Source organism: Zoogloea sp. GW822-FHT05C07 (assembly GCF_058800215.1).
This window is the reverse complement of sequence record NZ_CM179510.1, coordinates 2,433,104-2,453,462: the sequence shown is the minus strand read 5'-3', so window position 1 is coordinate 2,453,462 and position 20,359 is coordinate 2,433,104. Positions and strand designations below refer to the sequence as shown.

Here is a 20,359-nt window from a genome sequence, read left to right as displayed (position 1 = left end):
TCAGAGGCCGAGCAAAAGGAAACAGCCCATGAGCACCCCCACCCGACGTTACACCCTGTCCCTGTCCTGTCCCGACAAGGTCGGCATCGTCGCCGCCGTCAGCGCCTTTCTGGCCAAGAACCACGGCTGGATCACCGAAGCCAGCCACCACGCAGATCCCGAAGCCCGGCGCTTCTTCATGCGCCAGGAAATCCTGGCCGACTCCCTGCCCTTCGGCATCGACACCCTGCGCGACAAGTTCGCCCCCATCGCCGTCGAGTTCGGCATAGACTGGCGCATCTCCGACAGCGCCCGCAAAAAGCGCGTCGTCATCCTCGTCTCCAAGCAAGAACATTGCCTGTACGACCTCTTCGCCCGCTGGCAGTCCGGCGACCTGGACATCGACATCCCCTGCGTCATCTCCAACCACGAAACCTTCCGCGGTTTCGTCGAGTGGCACGGCATCCCCTTCCACCACGTCCCCGTCACCGCGGACAACAAGCCCGCCGCCTACGCCAAGGTCGAGGAGCTGTTCCGCGAGGCCGACGGCGACGTGATGGTCCTCGCCCGCTACATGCAGATCCTCTCGCCGGAGCTGTGCATCAACTACCCCGGCCAGATCATCAACATCCACCACAGCTTCCTGCCCAGCTTCGTCGGCGCCAAGCCCTATCACCAGGCCCACACCAAGGGCGTCAAGCTCATCGGTGCCACCTGCCACTACGTCACCAGCGAGCTCGACCAGGGGCCGATCATCGAGCAGGACGTCATCCGCGTGGATCACTCCGACGCACCCGACGACCTCGTCCGCTACGGCAAGGACATCGAGAAGGCCGTACTCGCACGCGGACTGCGCTACCACCTGGAAGACCGCGTGCTGATGCATGGCAACAAGACGGTGGTGTTCCGATGACCGCCCAGATCATCGACGGCAAAGCCCTCTCGAAACGCCTGCGCGAAGGCTTCCGGGAGCGCGTCGATCACCTCGCCGACCAGGGCGTTCAGCCCGGCCTGGCCGTCATCCTTGTCGGCGACAACCCCGCGTCCCGTGTCTATGTCGGCAACAAGATCAAGGCCTGCGAGGAGTGCGGCGTGCGCTCCTTCCACATCGCCCTGCCCGCCGATACGCCCCAGGCCGAGGTGCTTGCCACCATCGCCCGCCTCAATGCCGACCCAGCTGTGCATGGCATCCTGATCCAGCTGCCGCTGCCCCCGCACATCGAGCCGCGCAGCGTGCTGGAGGCGATCTCGGTGCACAAGGACGTGGACGGCTTTCACCTCTACAACGTCGGCGGACTCGTCGTCGGCAACACCATCTTCCCGCCGTGCACGCCCTACGGCGTGCAATTGCTGCTCGACACCACCGGCACCGACGTGGCCGGCAAGAACGTGGTCGTGGTCGGCGCCAGCAACATCGTCGGCAAGCCGATGGCCCTGATGCTGCTGCAGCGCGAGGCCACCGTGACGATCTGCCACGCAAAGACCCGCGACCTCGCCCAGCACACCATCCTCGCCGACATCCTCATCGTCGCCGCCGGCAAGCCGGGCCTGATCGTGCCTCAAATGGTCAAGGAAGGCGCCATCGTCATCGACGTGGGCATCAACCGCCTGACGGACGGCCCCAACGCCGGCAAGATCGTCGGCGACGTGGATTTCGACGGCGTGAAGGAAAAGGCCAGCTGGATCACCCCGGTGCCCGGCGGCGTCGGCCCGATGACCGTCACCATGCTCATCGAGAACACCCTGCGCTCCGCCGAACGGGCGCTACGCATGCGCCAGGCCGACGATTTTCAGGATTGGGAAGCACCGGTGCTGAAAGGCGCTTGAATACCGCCCAATACCACGAAATACCACCCGAGCACCAGCACTCTGCATCGTCCGGACGTGATCCGCAATTCGCAAGCCCAGCGCCCATTGAATTCAGGAATGCAGTCCGGACGATACCTTCTGATGCATTGCCGCGAATTCTATTTACCTATCCCCCACAACGGTCCCAAAACCAGGAACAAACCCACAGCTCTCCAATTCTGATGTGTGATGCGATGTGGGCAGATCGTAGGAGCGACTGGCCTCCGCCCCCATATGTTTTTCCCTGCAGGCTATCCATCACCAAAGCGCTCTTGCGCTTGGGCGTCCAACGGTGGATTTCGTCTTCCATCGCCGTACTCATGTGCCATTCCTTTCAGGGCTAGCAGGCCGATTCAAAAAGCTCAGACCCCACGTCCAGCCTGACGCTCATCATTCGGTCTCTCATGACTTCATTCCCGAAATTGGATTCTCAATCCCTTTCTGATGCCCATCGAATGTGCCCGGAAATGGGTTTTCTCCCGATTTCGAGTGCCGCGTCATGCTGCGCGCCCCGCGTCCTGTAATTTCGCAATCCACAGCAGGTTGTACGCCGCTGCCAACAAATAGGCGGCGATCTGGGGTCTCGGGCTTCTCCGATGAAGCGGGTCTTGCATTCCGCCCACCGTCTTCAGCCACCCGAAGATATCTTCAACCCGCATTCTCTTGCGCTGGCTGACCTTGTAGCCTTCGGTGCAGGTCGTCCGTCCATCGAGGCCCGGTGTCTTGCGTCCTTCAATTCGGGCGATATGAGGTTTGATCTTGTGCTCGCGCAAATGCTGGACAAAGTCCTTCACGTGGTAGCCCTTGTCAGCGCCCAGTGTCTTGGGATGAATCCTGCGGCGCCGGGCGCGGGTGAGCAGTTGGCGAGCCGCTTTGTGTTCGGCCATCGTCGCATCGGTGATGAGCAGATCGATGCACAGGCCGCTGCGGTTCTCCATGAGCGCATGGCCGCCGTAACTGAGCTTGGCCCGCTCGCCATTGCTCTTGCGCATGAGTTTCGCGTCGGGATCAGTTGTGCTCTGGTGGGTGGCGTTGGAACGCTTCGCTCCCTTGAAGTCCACCATGCCGGTGCCGTCCCCGCCGGACACCTGGGTGGCTCGTCGTCGTCCTTGCGCTTGAAGCTCTTGAAGGATGCCCAAGAGTCGATCAAGGTGCCATCCACGGTGAAGTGATCGGACGACAGCAGCTTGTCCTTGCGGGCCAGACGCACCACTTCGTCAAAGAAACGACGGGCGATGTCCGTTTCCACCAATCGCTCGCGCAGGCGGCTGAAATTGGATTGATCCAATCCACCCGACTCCAGGTCCAGATCGAGAAACCAGCGAAACAGCAGGTTGTAATCGAGTTGCTCACAGAACTGCCGATCCGAGCGCACCGAGTAAAACGCGATCAGCAACTGCGCCTTGAGCAGCCGCTCCGGCGGAATCGAGGGCCGACCGCCCTTAGCATAAAGCCCGTCGAGTTCCGCCGAAATGGCCGACAGTGCCGAGTCGGCCAGTTTCTTCACCGGACGCAGCGGATGATCGGCCGGAATCCGGGACTCGACCGAGAAATAGTGGAACATCGAGGGCTGGGGATCGACTTCGCCGCGCATCGATGCTGTGCCTAGGGTTTGGGAGATACGGCTAGGACAAGTGGGTATATGGATCGTTCGCTGGGTTCTGTATCAACCTGCTAACACCTGAGCAAGGGTTGAATGCAGGCGTTGGCGGGATCTTGTTTTGTGTTGCCGGCCAATACAAAAAGCCCCCGCAGAGAACTCTGCGGGGGCTTCGATGGGTTAGTCTGACGATGACCTACTTTCACGCACGGCTGTGCACTATCATCGGCGCGGTCTCGTTTCACGGTCCTGTTCGGGATGGGAAGGGGTGGTTCCAAGACGCTATGGTCGTCAGACTATAACTTGTACCGCTCAGGCGCGCTTTCGCGCTGAGCGTCAAAGGGAAGAAGTGTTCTGTGGGGTGTGTGACTGCGCTGTGCGCGGTGTTCATCTTGCACTTTTTTGCAAGGTTATAGGATCAAGCCTCACGGGCAATTAGTACTGGTTAGCTTAACGCATTACTGCGCTTCCACACCCAGCCTATCAACGTCGTGGTCTTCAACGACCCTTCAGGGGAATCAAGTTCCCAGGGATATCTCATCTTGAGGCGAGTTTCCCGCTTAGATGCTTTCAGCGGTTATCTCTTCCGGATTTAGCTACCCGGCGATGCGACTGGCGTCACAACCGGTACACCAGAGATCCGTCCACTCCGGTCCTCTCGTACTAGGAGCAGGCCCCCTCAAATATCCAGCGCCCACGGCAGATAGGGACCAAACTGTCTCACGACGTTTTAAACCCAGCTCACGTACCACTTTAAATGGCGAACAGCCATACCCTTGGGACCGGCTACAGCCCCAGGATGTGATGAGCCGACATCGAGGTGCCAAACTCCGCCGTCGATGTGAACTCTTGGGCGGAATCAGCCTGTTATCCCCAGAGTACCTTTTATCCGTTGAGCGATGGCCCTTCCATACAGAACCACCGGATCACTATGACCTGCTTTCGCACCTGCTCGACTTGTCGGTCTCGCAGTCAAGCCTTCTTTTGCCATTGCACTATCAGTACGATGTCCGACCGTACCTAGAAGACCTTCGTACTCCTCCGTTACCTTTTGGGAGGAGACCGCCCCAGTCAAACTGCCTACCATGCACGGTCCCCGATCTGGATTCACAGACCTAGGTTAGAACCTCAACGACACCAGGGTGGTATTTCAAGGACGGCTCCACCAGAACTAGCGTCCTGGTCTCAGCGCCTCCCACCTATCCTACACAAGTCCCGTCAAAGTCCAATGCAAAGCTACAGTAAAGGTTCATGGGGTCTTTCCGTCTAGCCGCGGGGAGATTGCATCTTCACAAACACTTCAACTTCGCTGAGTCTCAGGAGGAGACAGTGTGGCCATCGTTACGCCATTCGTGCAGGTCGGAACTTACCCGACAAGGAATTTCGCTACCTTAGGACCGTTATAGTTACGGCCGCCGTTTACCGGGGCTTCGATCAAGAGCTTGCACCCCATCACTTAACCTTCCGGCACCGGGCAGGCGTCACACCCTATACGTCCACTTTCGTGTTTGCAGAGTGCTGTGTTTTTAATAAACAGTCGCAGCCACCGATTCTCTGCGGCCTCTTCGCCCTTCGGATGTACTCCTACAAGCTACCGAGGCATACCTTCTCCCGAAGTTACGGTATCAATTTGCCGAGTTCCTTCTCCTGAGTTCTCTCAAGCGCCTTAGTATCTTCTACCTGCCCACCTGTGTCGGTTTGCGGTACGGTCACTCTATGACTGAAGCTTAGAGGCTTTTCCTGGAAGCAGGGTATCAATCACTTCGGTCTCAAAGAGACCTCGTCGTCACGCCTCAGCTAAGCTCTCCGGATTTGCCTAAAGAGCACGCCTACACGCTTAAACCGGGACGTCCAACACCCGGCTGACCTAACCTTCTCCGTCCCCCCATCGCATCATAGAGCGGTACAGGAATATTGACCTGTTTCCCATCGACTACGCATTTCTGCCTCGCCTTAGGGGCCGACTCACCCTGCGTCGATGAACGTTGCGCAGGAAACCTTGGGCTTTCGGCGAGGGTGCTTTTCACACCCTTTATCGCTACTCATGTCAGCATTCGCACTTCTGATATCTCCAGCATCCTTTACAAGACACCTTCACAGACTTACAGAACGCTCCCCTACCATCTCTTACGAGATCCGCAGCTTCGGTTCATGGCTTGAGCCCCGTTACATCTTCCGCGCAGGACGACTCGACTAGTGAGCTATTACGCTTTCTTTAAAGGGTGGCTGCTTCTAAGCCAACCTCCTAGCTGTCTATGCCTTCCCACCTCGTTTTCCACTTAGCCATGTATTTGGGACCTTAGCTGGCGGTCTGGGTTGTTTCCCTCTTGACGATGGACGTTAGCACCCACCGTCTGTCTCCCGTGTATCACTTTCCGGTATTCGGAGTTTGCTATCGCGGGGTAGATCGCAATGACCCCCCCAACGATTACAGTGCTCTACCCCCGGAAGTGTCCGCACGAGGCACTACCTAAATAGTTTTCGGGGAGAACCAGCTATTTCCAAGTTTGTTTAGCCTTTCACCCCTATCCACAGCTCATCCCCTAATTTTTCAACATTAGTGGGTTCGGACCTCCAGTGCGTGTTACCGCACCTTCATCCTGGCCATGGATAGATCACTTGGTTTCGGGTCTACGCCCAGCAACTGAATCGCCCTTATCAGACTCGCTTTCGCTACGCCTCCCCTATCCGGTTAAGCTTGCTACTGAACGTAAGTCGCTGACCCATTATACAAAAGGTACGCAGTCACCCCTTGCGAGGCTCCCACTGTTTGTATGCATGCGGTTTCAGGATCTATTTCACTCCCCTCCCGGGGTTCTTTTCGCCTTTCCCTCACGGTACTGGTTCACTATCGGTCGATCACGAGTATTTAGCCTTGGAGGATGGTCCCCCCATCTTCAGACAGGATTTCACGTGTCCCGCCCTACTTGTCGCACGCTCAGACCCGCCGGCTACTTTTCACATACGGGGCTATCACCCACTATGGCCAAGCTTTCCAGCTTGTTCTGTTAAGTAACCGGTTTAGTCGTGCAGGCTCATCCCCGTTCGCTCGCCACTACTTGGGGAATCTCGGTTGATTTCTTTTCCTCGGGGTACTTAGATGTTTCAGTTCTCCCGGTTCGCTTCCACTGACCTATGAATTCAGTCAGGGATACCTCAAAAGAGGTGGGTTTCCCCATTCGGATATCGGGGGATCAAAGCTCCATTGCCAGCTCCCCCCCGCTTTTCGCAGGCTTGCACGTCCTTCATCGCCTGTGATCGCCAAGGCATCCACCACATGCACTTTGTCGCTTGATCCTATAACGTTGCACTCTGATTGCTCAGAGACAAAGCTATCGACGAACTCGCGCTTGTGCGCATCACCACTGTGCTGGTTCAAAGCCAGCAGTGATGCAAATGCAATCACACAACCCATGTAGCCTCTGTCTCATCAACAGACGCTACACACTTCTTCCACTTTGTTAAAGATCGAACAGTCTTACTGGCAAAAACCAGAACAAAGCACACGCACCGTGCTGCTTTGTTCTGATCTCTGGTGGAGGCAGTCGGGATCGAACCGACGACCCCCGGCTTGCAAAGCCGGTGCTCTCCCAGCTGAGCTATGCCCCCTTTGATCGCTTGGTGGGTCAGGTAGGAATCGAACCTACGACCCCCGCCTTATCAAGACGGTGCTCTAACCGACTGAGCTACTGACCCCCATTACTGTTTCGAGGATCAGCCCAGACAGCCCGACATCAGCCCGCGATGTCTCACTGCCTGACGCCCAGCCTCTCACTGTTCTTTAAAAAACAACCGATAGGTTGTGGATACTCGATTCAGAGGTTTTTCTCTAGAAAGGAGGTGATCCAGCCGCACCTTCCGATACGGCTACCTTGTTACGACTTCACCCCAGTCATGAAGCTCACCGTGGTAAGCGCCCTCCTTGCGGTTAAGCTACCTACTTCTGGTAAACCCCACTCCCATGGTGTGACGGGCGGTGTGTACAAGACCCGGGAACGTATTCACCGCAGCATGCTGATCTGCGATTACTAGCGATTCCGACTTCATGGAGTCGAGTTGCAGACTCCAATCCGGACTACGATCGGCTTTCTGGGATTGGCTCCACCTCGCGGCTTGGCAACCCTCTGTACCGACCATTGTATGACGTGTGAAGCCCTACCCATAAGGGCCATGAGGACTTGACGTCATCCCCACCTTCCTCCGGTTTGTCACCGGCAGTCTCATTAGAGTGCCCAACTTAATGCTGGCAACTAATGACAAGGGTTGCGCTCGTTGCGGGACTTAACCCAACATCTCACGACACGAGCTGACGACAGCCATGCAGCACCTGTGTCCAGGCTCTCTTTCGAGCACCAAGCCATCTCTGGCAAGTTCCTGGCATGTCAAGGGTAGGTAAGGTTTTTCGCGTTGCATCGAATTAATCCACATCATCCACCGCTTGTGCGGGTCCCCGTCAATTCCTTTGAGTTTTAACCTTGCGGCCGTACTCCCCAGGCGGTCAACTTCACGCGTTAGCTGCGTTACTCAATGAGTCTCCTCACCGAACAACTAGTTGACATCGTTTAGGGCGTGGACTACCAGGGTATCTAATCCTGTTTGCTCCCCACGCTTTCGTGCATGAGCGTCAGTACTGGCCCAGGAGGCTGCCTTCGCCATCGGTGTTCCTCCGCATCTCTACGCATTTCACTGCTACACGCGGAATTCCACCTCCCTCTGCCGTACTCGAGTGATGCAGTCACAAACGCAGTTCCCAGGTTGAGCCCGGGGATTTCACATCTGTCTTACATCACCGCCTGCGCACGCTTTACGCCCAGTAATTCCGATTAACGCTCGCACCCTACGTATTACCGCGGCTGCTGGCACGTAGTTAGCCGGTGCTTCTTCTGTCGGTACCGTCATCCCCCCGAGGTATTAACCCGAAGGATTTCTTTCCGACTGAAAGAGCTTTACAACCCGAAGGCCTTCTTCACTCACGCGGCATGGCTGGATCAGGCTTTCGCCCATTGTCCAAAATTCCCCACTGCTGCCTCCCGTAGGAGTCTGGGCCGTGTCTCAGTCCCAGTGTGGCGGATCATCCTCTCAGACCCGCTACGGATCGTCGCCTTGGTAGGCCTTTACCCCACCAACTAGCTAATCCGACATCGGCCGCTCGTATAACGCGAGGTCTTACGATCCCCCGCTTTCCCCCTCAGGGCGTATGCGGTATTAGCGTAACTTTCGCTACGTTATCCCCCATTACACGGCACGTTCCGATGCATTACTCACCCGTTCGCCACTCGCCACCAGGCCGAAGCCCGTGCTGCCGTTCGACTTGCATGTGTAAAGCATGCCGCCAGCGTTCAATCTGAGCCAGGATCAAACTCTTAAGTTCAATCCAAAAACTCCAGAAACCTGACGATTTCTGCAGATACTTCAATTTCTTTGTGGCTTCTGATATAAATCAGTCACCCCTCAAAACCGAGCACCCACACCTATCGGTTGTTCATCTTTTTAAAGAACTGCTGCAGAAGCAGCGAAGAGGTGCGCATTATACAGAGCCTTTTAACCCTGTCAAGCAGTTTGTTTCAGCACTTCGAAACAAACTGCTTAACGCGCCAGCACCGAAACACACAAACCGCTTCAGCACCGCCTCCTCACCCCGTAGCGCCTACTTCGTAACGCGCTGCAGCGAAAGAGCTGCGCATTATAAAGAGTTATCGGAATGCGTCAACACTATTTGGGAAAATAATTCTCGAGCGCCGAGTATCGGGTGTTTGGCCTCTATATGTACCCCTCCAACAAAGACGTTCTTACAGGAAACACACGACCCAGTTGGTAACGTCCAACGCTCAAAAGGCCCTGTCCGCATCGTTCAGCCGGGCCTGGAGAATTGCTGCCGCCCGCTCCGATACAACCAGCGTCAATTTCATCGTAGCACGCGTGGCGCCAACAAAAAGCCGCCGCACAGCCTTGTCGTCGAGGCTTTCAAAATCCACCTCAGTGAGAATCACACAAGGCGCGGCCCGGCCTTTGAAGCGCAACACAGAGTCCGTCAGAATGTCGCCCTCGGTCAGGATCGGATTACCCAGCAGGTCGTAGCGCCCCGTGGGAGCCCTAAGCGAATAAGGGCCGAGTCTCGTGAATGGCGTCAGCGCCGAATGTTCGCGCCCGCGATAGCTGATCAGCGCAATGTGCGAACGCTTGAAGCCCAGACCGATGGCACGGGTGACTGCGCTGACCGAGCGGGCCACCAGTTCGTCGGGCGTCGTGTAAATCAGGATGTCGATGTCCGATCCGCTCAGAGGACTGCCGGCATCGACGGGGTGTTCCAGCGGCAGCAATAGATTGAGGGACGCGAGGATGTCCTTCGGGCTGCGGTAATTGATGTCGGAACGCAGCGTCACCCAGCCCGGCAACTGAACCTGTGGCAGGCCATAGAGGTTCTGCATCGGATCCTCCAGCCACCAGGCCCGCCCACTTGGGCGCAGGAAACGCAGCAGGTTGTCGGCCCAGCGGGCATGGAAGTCCTGCCCTTCGTCGATGATGATCTCGTCGAAACGATCCGCCTCATCCGGAACATGCTTGTCCAGAAAGCCCTCCAATCGGGCGAAGGCGCCTTCACGGCTGAAATCCGGCACTTCGCCGGCTGCCTGACAGACACGGTCAGCCAGTTGGTGATAAGTAAGGACTTGACCGCCCTGCGGGGCGATCAGCGCGATGTGATCGGCCAGCGGCCGGTTGTAGCAAACGTAGAGCGGCTTGCGCCCGGCGGCGAGCGCATCCCGATAGACCGCCATCGCCAGTTGGGTCTTGCCCGAGCCGGCAGTGCCGATCACGCGCAGGCGGAAGGGCTCGCACTCGATGCGCCGCGCCCACTCCGCCAGGCCACCGGCCAACCGTGTATATAGCGCATGCGCCTCGCCGACGACCGCATGCACTTCCGGCACCAGTTGCAGCACGTCGCCGAGGAAGCGGTGCAGCTTATCCTTATAGAGGACCGACTCACCCCGCGCCGGCAGTATGGAGCGCACGGTGTGCGCCAAGTAATCCCGCTTTCCCGCATCGATGATGCGCGCCGGGTCGATACCCGCGGTGCCGGGCTGCTTCACGGTGTAATCCGGGCAGAACAGTAGCGCATCGACCTGCGGCGATTCGATCCCGCAGATCGCCCTCAGACGCTGGGTGAACGCATCGACGGTCCGCGCGAGTCGGAGCGGCACGCTTTTGTCCTTCTGGGCATAGCGCTTCACCAGGCCTTCCGGCGTCTCGGCCAAGAAGCCGGATTTCTGCTCGATCAGCAGCAGCTTGCCAGTCGGCCCGACGACCGCGAAATCGATCTCGCCGACGATGGCGTAATTACCCTGCTGGACCCGCGTCCAGTGCACGCCGTGATAAACCGTGTAAGTGTCGTCCAACTCCGCAGCAAGAATCGCCAGGGTTTCGATTTCGCGCTGGGCGGCGCCGCTGGCCTTCAACTCGCGCCAGCCTTCGGGATGAATGACAGCCATGTCGGGGATTCTCGTGATCGGATCCGGTCTGGATCGCAACCCGGCCATTCTGTCAGCCCGGCCCACCGATTGTCATGCCGCCCGTTGCAGCGCACGCTGCTATACATATGTGAGGTCGCGGTCATCACAGATCCGCCGCCGCTGCAGATGCCCGGTTGATACCCATCAAGGCCGGGCGCCCCTCCCCACGGAGACAATGCCCAAAACCCTTCGGAAGGTGAGGCCATGTTCCGCATTTCGAGCTATATCCGCGAAATCACCACTCCCACGCCCCTCGGCCCACGCCGTGCGCCGCCGGGGCCGGTAGTCATCTGGAACCTGATCCGCCGCTGCAACCTGACCTGCAAGCACTGCTACTCGATCTCCGCCGACAAGGACTTCGCCGGCGAGCTCGACACACCGGAGATCTTCCGCGTGATGGACGACCTGAAGGCCTTCCGCGTACCGGTGCTGATCCTCTCGGGCGGCGAACCCCTGCTGCGGCCGGACATCTTCGAGATCGCCGGCCGCGCCAAGGCGATGGGCTTCTACGTCGGCCTGTCATCCAACGGCACGCTGATCGACAAGGACAACATCGATGCGATCGCCGCCGCGGACTTCGACTATGTGGGTGTCAGCCTCGACGGCATCCGCGCGACCCACGACAAGTTCCGCCGCCTCGACGGCGCCTTCGAGCGTTCGCTGGCCGGCCTGCGCCTGTGCCGCGAGCTCGGCGTGAAGGTCGGCGTGCGCTTCACGATGACCCAGGACAACGCCACCGACCTGCCCGCCGTGTTGCAGCTGGTGGAGGATGAAGGCATCGACCGCTTCTACTTCTCGCACCTCAACTACGCCGGGCGCGGCAACAAGAACCGCGCCGACGATGCCCACCACATCCTCACCCGCAAGGCGATGGATCTGCTGTTCGACACGGCCTGGGACTGCGAGCGGCGCGGCCTCGACAAGGACTTCACCACTGGCAACAACGACGCCGACGGCCCCTTCTTCCTGCACTGGGTGCAACAACGCTTCCCGCAGCATGCGGCCCACGTGGAGGCCAAGCTGCGGCAATGGGGCGGAAACTCCAGCGGCATCAACGTGGCCAACATCGACAACCTGGGCAACGTCCATCCCGACACCATGTGGTGGCACCACACCCTCGGCAATGTCCGCGAGCGCAGCTTCGGCGACATCTGGACCGATCTGTCGGACCCGCTGATGGCCGGCCTCAAACAGTCGCCGCGGCCGGTCAAGGGACGCTGCGCCGACTGCCGCTACCTGTCCATCTGCAACGGCAACACCCGCGTGCGAGCCCAGCAACTGACCGGCGATCCATGGCAGGAAGACCCCGGCTGCTACCTCGACAACACCGAGATCGGCGTCGCCGACGGCGAGCGCCTGGAAGTGAAGCCGTGGGTCCGGCTGCACTCCATCGCCTGAAACGGCAAACCGACGGCACACCGTGAGGGTGACTCGTTCGTCCCCGCCGCCTCAACAAAGCCCGCGGGTGGGCGCATTCGCCCGCACAAGGGACCGGAGCACCATGATCAAGCGCCTCATCCCCGCCATCGCCCTCGCCGCGCTGGCCTTCACCACCCTGCCGGCCCGGGCCGGCGCAGCGGAACTCTTCGCCCAGCACTGCGCCAGCTGCCACGGCGCCGGCCGGCTGGGCGCAATGGGGCCGGCCCTGTTGCCGGACAGCCTCGAGCGCCTCAAGCGCAAGGATGCCGTCGCGACGATCCGCGACGGCCGCACCGCGACGCAGATGCCGCCCTTCTCGGCGGTGCTGTCCGCCGCAGAGATCGACGCCCTCGCCGAGTGGATCTACTCGCCGGTCAGCCCCGCGCCCACGTGGAGCGCCGCCGACATCCGCGCCTCGCGCGTCGAACCCTATCCGCCCGGCAGCCTGCCGGACGCCCGCCAGGGCGACGTGGCCAAGGCCGATCCGATGAATCTGTTCATCGTCGTCGAAGCCGGCGACCACCACGTCAGCGTACTCGACGGCGACCGCATGGAGCGCATCTTCCGCTTCCCATCCCGCTACGCGTTGCACGGCGGTCCCAAGTTCACGCCGGACGGGCGTTACGTGTTCTTCGCATCCCGCGACGGCTGGGTCAGCAAGTTCGACATCTGGAACCTGAAGGTCGTCGCCGAGGTGCGCGCCGGCCTCAACACCCGCAACGCCGCCGTCTCCAGCAACGGGCGCTACGTGGCGGTAGCCAACTACCTGCCCGGCAACCTGGCCATCTTCGACGCCGACCTCAAGCTGCTCAAGCTCATCGACGGCCGCAACCTGAAGGGCGACGCCGCTTCGCGCATCTCGGCGGTATACGATGCGGCGCCGCGCAAGAGCTTCGTGGTCGGCCTGAAGGATCTGCCGGAGATTTGGGAAATCTCCTACGACCCGGCCGCCAAGCCTTTCCACGACGGCTACGTGCACGACTACAAGATGGGCGAGGCGATTTCCACGCCCGGCTACCTCAACCCGCGCCGCACGCTGCTCGAAGAACCCCTCGACGACTTTTTCTTCACCCAGGACTACACCAACGTAGTCGGCGCCAACCGGGACGGGCACGGCAAGGTGGTCAATCTCGACGTGCGCCGGTCGATCAGCAACCTGGACCTGCCCGGCATGCCGCACCTCGGCTCCGGCATTTCCTGGCTACGAGATGGTCACCGTGTGGTGGCCAGCACCAACCTGAAGGACGCGCGGGTCAGCGTCATCGACATGCAGAACTGGCAGACCGTCGCCACGATCCCCACCCTGGGCCCTGGCTTCTTCCTGCGCAGCCATGAAAACAGCCCCTATGCATGGGTCGATTCGATGATGAGCCCGACCGCCCGCGATACCCTGCAGGTGATCGATAAGCAGAGCCTGCAGGTCGTCGCCCAGGTCCGCCCCGAACCGGGCAAAACCTTCGCCCACGTGGAATTCGACCGCAACGGCCGCTATGTGATCGCCAGCCTGATGGAGAAGGACGGCGCGCTGATCTTCCTCGACGCTCAGACCTTCAAGGAGATCAAGCGCCTGCCGGCCTCGAAGCCGATCGGCAAGTACAATCTGTTCAACAAGATCCAGCGCTCGGAAGGCACCAGCCACTAGGCGGGCCGGATCTCAGCCGCACACAGGCACCCGCGGGCCGTCCGTCGCTTGAGCGCGGTCAAGGCCCGCGTTTCCGGCAGGGGCCAATCTGTCATGGCCCTGAGCAGTCCCCAATCGGAGAAGACACCATGAGCGATGCCCTGCCCCCCGTCATCGTCGATGCCCGCGGCCTGATGCCGCCGGAGCCGCTGAACCTGACCCTCGAAGCCCTCGACACCCTGCCGCCGGGCGGCGAGGTGATCCTGCTGATCTACCGGGAGCCGACACCGCTGTACGACATCCTGCGGCGCAACGGCTACACCCATCGCACCGAGATGAACAGCGATGGCGAATTCGCGATCCACATCCGCCACGCCGCCGCCTGAGCGGCGGAGCGCAGCCTCAGTCGTGTTCGGCCAGGCGGGCGGCGTCGTGAATCACGATGTGCTTGCCCTGCACCGAGATCAGGCCGGCATCGGACAGCTCGTGGAAGATCCGCGACAGGGTTTCCGGCGTCAGGCTCAGGCGCGACGCGATCACCTGCTTGCTGGTCGGCAGCTCGACGCTGTGCGTGCCGTCCTTCGGCGCACAGGGCGCGCTTTCGGCCAGCTGCAACAGGTAGCCGATGACCCGCTGGGTGGACGAGCGCAGCGCGTAGGACTCCACGTCCCGCACCATGGTGTGCAGGCGGATCGACATGCCGGCCAGCAGCTTGCGCGCAAAGCGCGGGTCCTGCTCGATCTGGTCGAACACCGCCGCCGAACCGATGTGCAGCACCAGCGTGTCGGCCAGCGCCTCACCGAGCACCGGATAGGGCTGGTCGAGGAACATCACCGCCTCGCCAAAGCTCTGCAGCGGCCCGAGGATCTCGACGACCTTCTCGTTGCCCTGGGCGGACGTGAAGGCCAGCTTGATCTGCCCCCACACGACCAGAAAGAAGCCCTTCGGCAGATCGCCGCGCTGGAACAGGCGGTCGCCCTTCTGCAGGCGCTTCTCCCGCGTCGCGGCGGCCAGGTGGGCCAGATCCTCCGGTGCCAAGGCGCTGAACAGGGGCATGCGGCTGAGCAAGCCGGGAATATCGATCTTGTCGGAGGACATGGCGCGGATTCTCGTATTGGGCGAAATAGCAGCTACAGATTCTAACCTTCTCCGCCCCCCCGGAAACCTCTGTACGGAGTCCTTACCCCTTTATGGATAAGCCCATCTCACTGCAGGCGCGCCCCACAGGTGCAGCGCCCCAACCCGCCGCCGAGCCGCCCGCTTCGGGTGCCGCGGTCCTGTTCGCCGCCCCCCACCGCGCCATGTTCCTGGCCGGCGCGGTGCAAACCCTGCTGGCCTTCGCGCCGTGGGCGTGGGAACTGCTGGCCCGCAATGGCCTGCTGCCAGCCCCCGCCTGGCCGTGGCCACCTGCCTGGGTACACGGCCTGTGGGCCGCCTACGGCATCTTCCCGTTCTTCGTGTTCGGCTTCCTGCTGACCGCCATGCCGCGCTGGCAGGGCATGCCCGACACACCCGGCGCGGTGGCGCGCGCGCCGTGGCTGCTGCTGGCGGCCGGCTGGCTGGGCTTCGATGCGGGCCTGTTCGTCGCCACGCCGGCGTTGCGGATCGGTGGGCTGGCGCTGGTGCTGGCCGGCTGGCTGCTGCTCCTGCGCGCGCTGTGGCCGGTGGCCTTCAAGCCGGAAGCCCAGCGCAAGCACGCGGGCACGGCCTGGTTCGCCCTCGCCGCTGGCGCGCTCGGCCTCATCGCCTGGCTGGCTTTCGCGGCCGGCGCTGCCCCACTGGCCGCCCGCATCGGCGTGTCCATCGGCGTGTGGTGGCTGCTCGCCCCGCTGTTCATGGTGGTCAGCCACCGCATGATTCCCTTCTTCTCGTCGTCCGCCCTGCCCAAGTACGAACTCGTCCGCCCGGACTGGGCGCTGCAGGTGCTGGTTGGCGCCAGCCTGGTCCACGGCCTGCTGGCGATGGCCGAGCACGACGCCTGGGCCTGGCCCGTCGACCTGGCCGCGGCCGGCACGGCCCTGTGGCTGAGCTGGAAATGGCAGTTCCGGCGCAGCTTCGCGGTGCGCCTGCTGGCCATGCTGCACATCGGCTTCCTGTGGCTGGGCATCGCCTGGCTGCTGGCCGGCGTACAAGGCCTGCTGCACGCCTTCGGCATCGTCACCCTGGGCCTGGCGCCGCTGCATGCAATGGCGGTCGGCTTCTTCGCGACGATGACGCTGGCGATGGTGTCGCGCGTCACCCTCGGCCACTCCGGACGGCCGCTGGTGGCCGACGAACTGACCTGGCGGCTGGCCCTCGGTCTCCACGCGGTCGCCGCGGTGCGCGTGCTGGCCGATGTGCTGCCCGGCGCGCAGACGGTGCTGCCGGCGGTCGCCGCCGTCGGCTGGCTGGCCGTATTCACCCCGTGGGTCGTGCGCCTGGTGCCGATCTACCTGAGCCGGCGCGCCGACGGCAAGCCGGGCTGAGCCCGGCCGTCACTGCCTTGCTGCAAGGCAGCGAAGCACATCGTTTTCATGCGACCATGCGCGAGCGCGGGCGGCTGACATGCCGCCCGCGTTTCCCGAAACAACCGCGCTATCGACATGGAATTCCTGACCGACCCGCAACTGCTGATCGCCTTCTTCACCCTCACCGCGCTGGAACTGGTGCTGGGCATCGACAACGTGATCTTCATCTCCATCCTGGTGGACAAGCTGCCGCCGGCCCAGCGCGGCAACGCCCGCCGGCTGGGGCTGTTCCTGGCGATGTTCATGCGGATCGGCCTCCTGATGCTGCTGTCGTGGCTGGCCGGGCTTACCGAGCCCCTCGTCACGGTGCTGGAGCACGGCTTCTCCGGCCGCGACCTGATCCTGCTGGCCGGTGGCCTGTTCCTGGTCTGGAAGAGCACCCAGGAGGTGCACCAGCTGATGGAAGGCGAGGAAGGCGAAGCCTCCAGCGCCGTGCAGGCCACCTTCGGCGCCGTGCTCGTGCAGATCATCCTGATCGACATCGTCTTCTCGCTGGACTCCATCATCACCGCCATCGGCATGGTCAATAACCTTCAGGTGATGATCGCCGCGGTGGTCGCCTCGGTGGGCCTGATGATGCTCGCCTCCGGCCCGATCGGCGACTTCGTGTCGCGCCACCCCACCGTCAAGATGCTGGCCCTGTCCTTCCTGCTGGTGATCGGCGTGGTGCTGATCGCCGACGCCTTCGGCCACCACGTGCCGAAGGGCTACATCTACTCGGCGATGGCCTTCTCGGTGCTGGTCGAAACCCTCAACCTGCGCATGCGCAGCCGCCAGGCCGCCAAGGCCGAGCCGGTCAAGCTGCACGCTGCCTATGCGCGGGAGGAGAAGCAATGACGGCCCCCTTCGGGCCGCTGACTCCCGATTTCGTGCTGTCGGCGGTGGAGGCCACCGGCCTCTTCTGCGACGGCCGGCTTCTGACCCTCAACAGCTACGAGAACCGCGTCTACCAGATCGGCATCGAGGATGCCGCGCCGGTGGTCGCCAAGTTCTACCGCCCGGCGCGCTGGAGCGATGAGGCGATCCTCGAGGAACACGCCTTCCTGGCCGAACTAGTTGCCGCGGAGATCCCCGCCGTGCCGGCGCTGGAGATCGGCGGACGCACTCTGCAGCACACCGACGGCTTCCGGCTGGCCCTGTTCCCGCGCCGCGGTGGCCGCGCGCCGGAGCTGGACGACCCGGAGGTGCTGACTTGGCTGGGCCGCTTCCTCGGGCGCATCCATGCCATTGGCGCCCGCCAGCCCTTCGCCCACCGGCCGACGCTGGACATCCGCAGCTTCGGCGAGGAGCCGCGCGACGCGCTGCTGGCCTCGCCCTTCCTGCCGCCGGAGCTGCGCGACACTTGGCTGTCAGTAGTGGACCAGGCCCTGAACGGCGTGCGCCGCTGCTTCGCGCGGGCCGGCGAGCTGCCGCAGATCCGCCTTCACGGTGATGTACATAGCGGTAACGTGCTATGGACCGACGCCGGCCCTCATTTCGTGGATTTCGACGACGCCCGCAACGGCCCGGCGATCCAGGATCTGTGGATGCTGCTGTCCGGCGACGCGCCGGCGATGGCGCGCCAACTCGACGCGATCCTCGAAGGTTATGAACAGTTCGCCAACTTCGACCCGCGCAGCCTCAACCTGGTGGAAGCCCTGCGCACACTGCGCCTGATCCACTACGCCGGCTGGATCGCCCGCCGCTGGGACGACCCGGCCTTCCCGGCCGCCTTCAGCTGGTTCGACACGCCGCGCTACTGGCAGGACCAAATCCTGGCGCTGCGGGAACAGGTCGCGTTGATGGACGAATCGCCGCTGCTGCGGCAGTTCTGAACGGAAAGAAGTCAGGCCGGCGCCGCCGCTTCGGGCGCCTTGAACTCGCCAGAACGGAAGGCGTCGAGCATGCGGCGCATGCGGCCGGCGTCTTCGTCGGTGAAGCCGCGCTTGAAATCAGTCAGCACCAACCGCGTACGGGTCGGCCAGTTACCAGGAGCGTCATCGATGGCCAGCCATTGCGCATCGCCACCCTTGCGGGCCAGCCACTGGCTGGCCTCCCGCTCGCGCAGGCCATACAGCTCGTCGGGCTTGCGCGGAAAGATCGTCGGCGTGGTGTCGATGACCCGCGGCCGGATGTCCTCCGAAAAGCGCACCACCAGCTTGGGCAACGAGAACAGCGTGCGCCAGTCGGACGCGATGACGACCCGCGTCTCCGGGTAGTCGCGCAACACGTCCTCCAGCGCCGGCAGGCAACGGAAATCCTCGACCTCACCCCAGGGATGGGTGACGCCGTCGAAGTCGAGGAAAACGTAAACCGGGCTCATCGCCCCGGGCGCCGGAGCGGCGAGTTTTCGATCAGGATTTGACGCATCGCAACAATGACATACCAAAAAGCTGGAAACTGAGCGTTAACGAAAAACACCCGTGTAACAGACACGCTAGACTATTCTAAAGTCAGCGATTGTTGCAGTGCGGTAAATTTTCTTATCCCTACGGAGCCCCTTTATGAAACCCATCATCAACCTCGAAGGCAAGGTTGGCCTGATCACCGGCATCGCCAACGAAAAATCCATCTCCACCGGGGTAGCCGAAGCCTGCATCGACGCGGGCGCCAAGGTCATCATTACCTACCAGAACGAGAAGACCCTGGCTTTCATCGAGCCCATCGTCAGCCGCCTGGGCGTCGAGGACGTGATGCTGCTCGACGTGACCAAGCCCGAAATCGTCGATGACGTGTTCGCCCAGATCGACGCCAAGTACGGCAAGCTCGACTTCGCGATCCACTCCATGGCTTTCGCCAAGCGCGACGACCTGCACGGCCGCGTGGTGGACACCTCCGCCGACGGCTTCGCACTGGCGATGGACGTATCCACCCACTCCTTCGTGCGCCTGGCCCGCAAGGCCGAGCCCCTGCTCGAAAAGGCTGGCGGCGGCTCGCTGATCACCATGACCTACCTGGGCAGCGAGAAGGTCATCGCCAACTACGGCATGATGGGCCTGTGCAAGGCCGCGCTGGAAGCCGCCACCCGCTACATGGCCTTCGAGCTGGGCTCCAAGAACATCCGCGTCAACGCGATCTCCCCGGGCCCGCTGATGACCCGTGCCGCCTCCGGCATCGCCGGCTTCGACGGCCTGATGGCCGCCGCGGTGGATCGCTCCCCGCTGCACCGCCTGGTCACGCCGGAAGACATCGGCGCCCTCACGGCCTTCCTGGTTTCCGACGCGGGCCGCAACCTGTCCGGCGGCGTACACTTCGTGGATGCCGGCTACAACATCATCGGGTAATCCCACCCGCTACGTGATGACGGAGCCGGACACCGGGAACGCCGCGGGCGACGCCATCGTCGCCCGCATCGCCGATCCGGTGCCGGCCCATCCGCTCCTCGACGGCCGCCCCGAGCTCGGGCGCGGCGAGTCGTCCATCGTCCTCGACGCCGGCGACGGGGAGCGGGTCTACAAAGTCGTCAGCTCGCCGGCCGACTATTACTTCCTGGCCGCCGACGACCGCCCCACCGGCATCCACTTTCCGCGCCTGTACCAGGACCACGGCGTGGTCGGCAAGGCGAGCAGCGGCTATTCCTTCCGCCTGCTGGAAATCGAGCGCCTGCTACCGGTCAGCGGCGAGGCCGAAGCCCTGGCCCACGTTCTTTCCGACGCCTACTGGCAGGGCTGCGAAAAATGGGCCAACCTGGGCGTCAACCGCGGCCGCCTGGCGCTCTACCACATCGCCCAGGAGCCTCCGCCGGGCCTGCCGGCCAGCATCGTGCAGGCCATCGCCGCGCTGTCCGACTTCATCGAGGAATACCCGGTCCAGCCGGACATTCTCAATCCCCACAACCTGATGATGCGTGCCGATGGCACCCTGGTCTTTTCCGATCCGGTGTTCCTGCCCTGATTCG

General features: G+C 62.0%; 13 protein-coding genes, 2 tRNA genes, 3 rRNA genes and 1 pseudogene. 10 read left to right on the top strand and 9 right to left on the bottom strand.

Annotated elements, in window-relative coordinates; all coding sequences use genetic code 11:
- The first annotated feature begins 28 nt into the window (after nucleotides 1-28).
- The gene (gene purU / locus AC3QL2_RS11585) at nucleotides 29-892 is read left to right on the top strand and encodes a formyltetrahydrofolate deformylase (RefSeq protein WP_493240391.1); all 864 of its coding nucleotides are present in this window, start codon (nucleotides 29-31) and stop codon (nucleotides 890-892) included.
- The gene (gene folD, locus AC3QL2_RS11580) at nucleotides 889-1,806 is read left to right on the top strand and encodes a bifunctional methylenetetrahydrofolate dehydrogenase/methenyltetrahydrofolate cyclohydrolase FolD (protein WP_493240390.1); all 918 of its coding nucleotides are present in this window, start codon (nucleotides 889-891) and stop codon (nucleotides 1,804-1,806) included. The genes purU and folD overlap by 4 nt, the downstream gene beginning before the upstream one ends.
- Nucleotides 1,807-2,324: 518 nt before the next feature.
- Here folD and AC3QL2_RS11575 read toward each other — a convergent pair.
- From AC3QL2_RS11575 to AC3QL2_RS11545, 7 genes and pseudogenes are all read right to left on the bottom strand, one after another.
- Nucleotides 2,325-3,421: pseudogene (locus AC3QL2_RS11575) on the bottom strand (IS5 family transposase).
- A gap of 189 nt (nucleotides 3,422-3,610) precedes the next feature.
- Nucleotides 3,611-3,723: ribosomal RNA gene (gene rrf / locus AC3QL2_RS11570) — 5S ribosomal RNA — on the bottom strand.
- A gap of 118 nt (nucleotides 3,724-3,841) precedes the next feature.
- Nucleotides 3,842-6,724 (bottom strand): 23S ribosomal RNA (locus AC3QL2_RS11565).
- A gap of 236 nt (nucleotides 6,725-6,960) precedes the next feature.
- Nucleotides 6,961-7,036 (bottom strand) — tRNA-Ala (locus AC3QL2_RS11560).
- Between the two features lie 10 nt (nucleotides 7,037-7,046).
- Nucleotides 7,047-7,123, bottom strand: a tRNA-Ile gene (locus AC3QL2_RS11555).
- A 137-nt stretch (nucleotides 7,124-7,260) separates the two neighbouring features.
- Nucleotides 7,261-8,798 (bottom strand): 16S ribosomal RNA (locus AC3QL2_RS11550).
- The 16S, 23S and 5S rRNA genes sit together here with 2 tRNA genes alongside, the layout of an rRNA operon.
- Before the next feature lie 457 nt (nucleotides 8,799-9,255).
- The gene (locus tag AC3QL2_RS11545) at nucleotides 9,256-10,962 is read right to left on the bottom strand and encodes an ATP-binding domain-containing protein (protein ID WP_493234528.1); all 1,707 of its coding nucleotides are present in this window, start codon (nucleotides 10,960-10,962) and stop codon (nucleotides 9,256-9,258) included.
- A 177-nt stretch (nucleotides 10,963-11,139) separates the two neighbouring features.
- On the opposite strand from AC3QL2_RS11545, the gene nirJ reads away from it, so the two are divergent.
- The 3 genes from nirJ to AC3QL2_RS11530 all read left to right on the top strand — a co-directional run bounded on the left by nirJ (nucleotide 11,140) and on the right by AC3QL2_RS11530 (nucleotide 14,361).
- Nucleotides 11,140-12,333: a heme d1 biosynthesis radical SAM protein NirJ gene (gene nirJ / locus AC3QL2_RS11540; protein WP_493234527.1), complete on the top strand. Its 1,194-nt coding sequence runs from the start codon at nucleotides 11,140-11,142 to the stop codon at nucleotides 12,331-12,333.
- A gap of 103 nt (nucleotides 12,334-12,436) precedes the next feature.
- A complete protein-coding gene (locus AC3QL2_RS11535; RefSeq protein ID WP_493234526.1) occupies nucleotides 12,437-13,996 on the top strand; it encodes a cytochrome D1 domain-containing protein in 1,560 nt (519 codons plus the stop codon).
- A gap of 128 nt (nucleotides 13,997-14,124) precedes the next feature.
- On the top strand, nucleotides 14,125-14,361 hold the full coding sequence (locus AC3QL2_RS11530; RefSeq protein WP_493234525.1) for a DUF2249 domain-containing protein: 237 nt from the start codon (nucleotides 14,125-14,127) through the stop codon (nucleotides 14,359-14,361).
- 16 nt (nucleotides 14,362-14,377) lie between these two features.
- On the opposite strand, the gene AC3QL2_RS11525 is transcribed toward AC3QL2_RS11530, so the two are convergent.
- Nucleotides 14,378-15,073, bottom strand: a complete 696-nt coding sequence (locus tag AC3QL2_RS11525; protein ID WP_493234524.1) for a Crp/Fnr family transcriptional regulator — start codon at nucleotides 15,071-15,073, stop codon at nucleotides 14,378-14,380.
- Between the two features lie 92 nt (nucleotides 15,074-15,165).
- Between AC3QL2_RS11525 and AC3QL2_RS11520 the strand changes: the two genes are divergently transcribed.
- The 3 genes from AC3QL2_RS11520 (at nucleotide 15,166) to AC3QL2_RS11510 (ending at nucleotide 18,296) form a co-directional block, all read left to right on the top strand.
- On the top strand, nucleotides 15,166-16,440 hold the full coding sequence (locus AC3QL2_RS11520) for an NnrS family protein (RefSeq protein WP_493234523.1): 1,275 nt from the start codon (nucleotides 15,166-15,168) through the stop codon (nucleotides 16,438-16,440).
- A 117-nt stretch (nucleotides 16,441-16,557) separates the two neighbouring features.
- Complete coding sequence (locus AC3QL2_RS11515; RefSeq protein ID WP_493234522.1) at nucleotides 16,558-17,319, top strand: TerC family protein; 762 nt, start codon at nucleotides 16,558-16,560, stop codon at nucleotides 17,317-17,319.
- Nucleotides 17,316-18,296 carry a serine/threonine protein kinase gene (locus tag AC3QL2_RS11510; protein WP_493234521.1) on the top strand — a complete coding sequence of 327 codons (981 nt, stop codon included), beginning with the start codon at nucleotides 17,316-17,318 and terminating at the stop codon, nucleotides 18,294-18,296. Before AC3QL2_RS11515 ends, AC3QL2_RS11510 begins: the two co-directional genes overlap by 4 nt.
- An 11-nt stretch (nucleotides 18,297-18,307) precedes the next feature.
- On the opposite strand, the gene AC3QL2_RS11505 is transcribed toward AC3QL2_RS11510, so the two are convergent.
- Nucleotides 18,308-18,784, bottom strand: coding sequence for an HAD domain-containing protein (locus AC3QL2_RS11505; RefSeq protein ID WP_493234520.1), 477 nt, complete (start codon nucleotides 18,782-18,784; stop codon nucleotides 18,308-18,310).
- Nucleotides 18,785-18,965: 181 nt separating this feature from the next.
- Between AC3QL2_RS11505 and fabI the strand changes: the two genes are divergently transcribed.
- Nucleotides 18,966-19,745, top strand: coding sequence for an enoyl-ACP reductase FabI (fabI, locus tag AC3QL2_RS11500; RefSeq protein WP_079434692.1), 780 nt, complete (start codon nucleotides 18,966-18,968; stop codon nucleotides 19,743-19,745).
- Nucleotides 19,746-19,761: 16 nt separating this feature from the next.
- The gene (locus AC3QL2_RS11495; RefSeq protein ID WP_493234519.1) at nucleotides 19,762-20,355 is read left to right on the top strand and encodes a hypothetical protein; all 594 of its coding nucleotides are present in this window, start codon (nucleotides 19,762-19,764) and stop codon (nucleotides 20,353-20,355) included.
- Nucleotides 20,356-20,359: the final 4 nt, after the last annotated feature.